Annotated in this window: 2 protein-coding genes; both read right to left on the reverse strand. The window is 64.9% G+C overall.

All coding sequences use genetic code 11. From position 1 onward, the window contains the following. Positions 1-264 precede the first annotated feature (264 nt). On the reverse strand, positions 265-861 hold the full coding sequence (locus ACSSVZ_RS28110) for a nucleoside 2-deoxyribosyltransferase (protein ID WP_453974168.1): 597 nt from the start codon (positions 859-861) through the stop codon (positions 265-267). Beyond that, on the reverse strand, positions 851-1,237 hold the full coding sequence (locus tag ACSSVZ_RS28115) for a hypothetical protein (protein ID WP_453974169.1): 387 nt from the start codon (positions 1,235-1,237) through the stop codon (positions 851-853). Before ACSSVZ_RS28115 ends, ACSSVZ_RS28110 begins: the two co-directional genes overlap by 11 nt. Positions 1,238-1,377 lie beyond the last annotated feature (140 nt).

A 1,377-nucleotide genomic window follows, 5' to 3' on the forward strand; every position in this document is an offset into this window, starting at 1 on the left:
GCGTCTCCGCCGCTTGCTCAACCCGCGCCCTATGGCGTAGCAGAAACGACCGAGGCTCTAATCGCAGCTGGATGACAGTTCAGTGGCAGGTCAGCAGCAAGGGGTCTCAGCCGATACCGGTCACCGAACGAAGCCCCGCGATCCCGAGGAAAGCACCGGCCCTCCGGCTCCCTCCGACCCCCCATATGGTTCTTTGGCGGCAACGATCCAGAGGGGGCGCCGCGGAACCGGCGCACCTGCGGCGGCGGAGCAACAGGCGCCGAGTCAGGCCGCCCCGGGCCCGGTATCCACGGCCGCGGCGATCCGGCGCACGCAGTCTTGAAACGCGGTCAGGTCGTGAAACAGCCGGTGGGCATCGGCAACGGCATGCTCGACCAGCACGCCGCCGGTCTCGGCGATGCCGAACGGCAGCATCAGATTGTCCACCAGCCCGAAATTCTCCACGCTCCAGCCGCCGCCGGCATGGGCGGCGATGGCCGGATTGAGCGGCGCGTGCCCCGCGACCCTCAGATGATAGGCGGACGGTTCGTTGGTGTAGCCGAAGACGACGGCGCCATGGGCGGCCAGGAAGCCGACCTCGAACGCGGTTCCGGCATCCACCGACACGCCGCGGAACGGCGTCAGGTTGGCGATCGCGAACCGGCAGCTCCGCATCGCATCCCGGTTGGCGGCGAAGATCGCGCGCGCCGCCTCCGCCGATCCGTCCATCAGCGGCCCGATCTCGGCATCGAGCGGCGACACACCCTCCAGCCCCGCCTCGGCACATATCGACCGCTTGGCGGCCAGCACCTCGGCCGCATCGGCCAGGAACACGTCCGGCCCGGCGAGATAGACGCGAGGGGTGGGGGAGCTATTGGTCATCTTCCCCATCGCCCTGCTTTTTTCTTTGGTAGTCGATCTCAAGTCGAGTCAGGTGATACTCGATATAGGCTCGCAGTTCAGGAACGCTCTGCGCGAACCCAAGAATGCTGGCTGTATTGGCTTGAATGAATGTAACCATCCCAGCCACCGCGAGCTGCATCGGGACGCCAGCAAGGCTGAGCCGGCCCGCCGATTTCTCGACATGGTGCAAGCCATGAGCCGTGAAGATGAGCAGATTACGGAGAACAGGATAACCCGCCGCAGCCAGGGTTTCGGCATTCTCACTCGTCGAAACGAGGACATGATCGAGCGTCTGGAACACAAAACGAACGGAATCCGAGAGCGCGTACTCGTCGGTTTCGAGAAGCCAGCGCACGATCGCACGCTCGTGCTCCAGAAGCGCCCGGAACTCTTCTGGCGTTGACCTGCCACTGAACTGTCATCCAGCTGCGATTAGAGCCTCGGTCGTTTCTGCTACGCCATAGGGCGCGGGTTGAGCAAGCGGCGGAGACGCGA

The organism is Amorphus sp. MBR-141 (genome assembly GCF_053628695.1).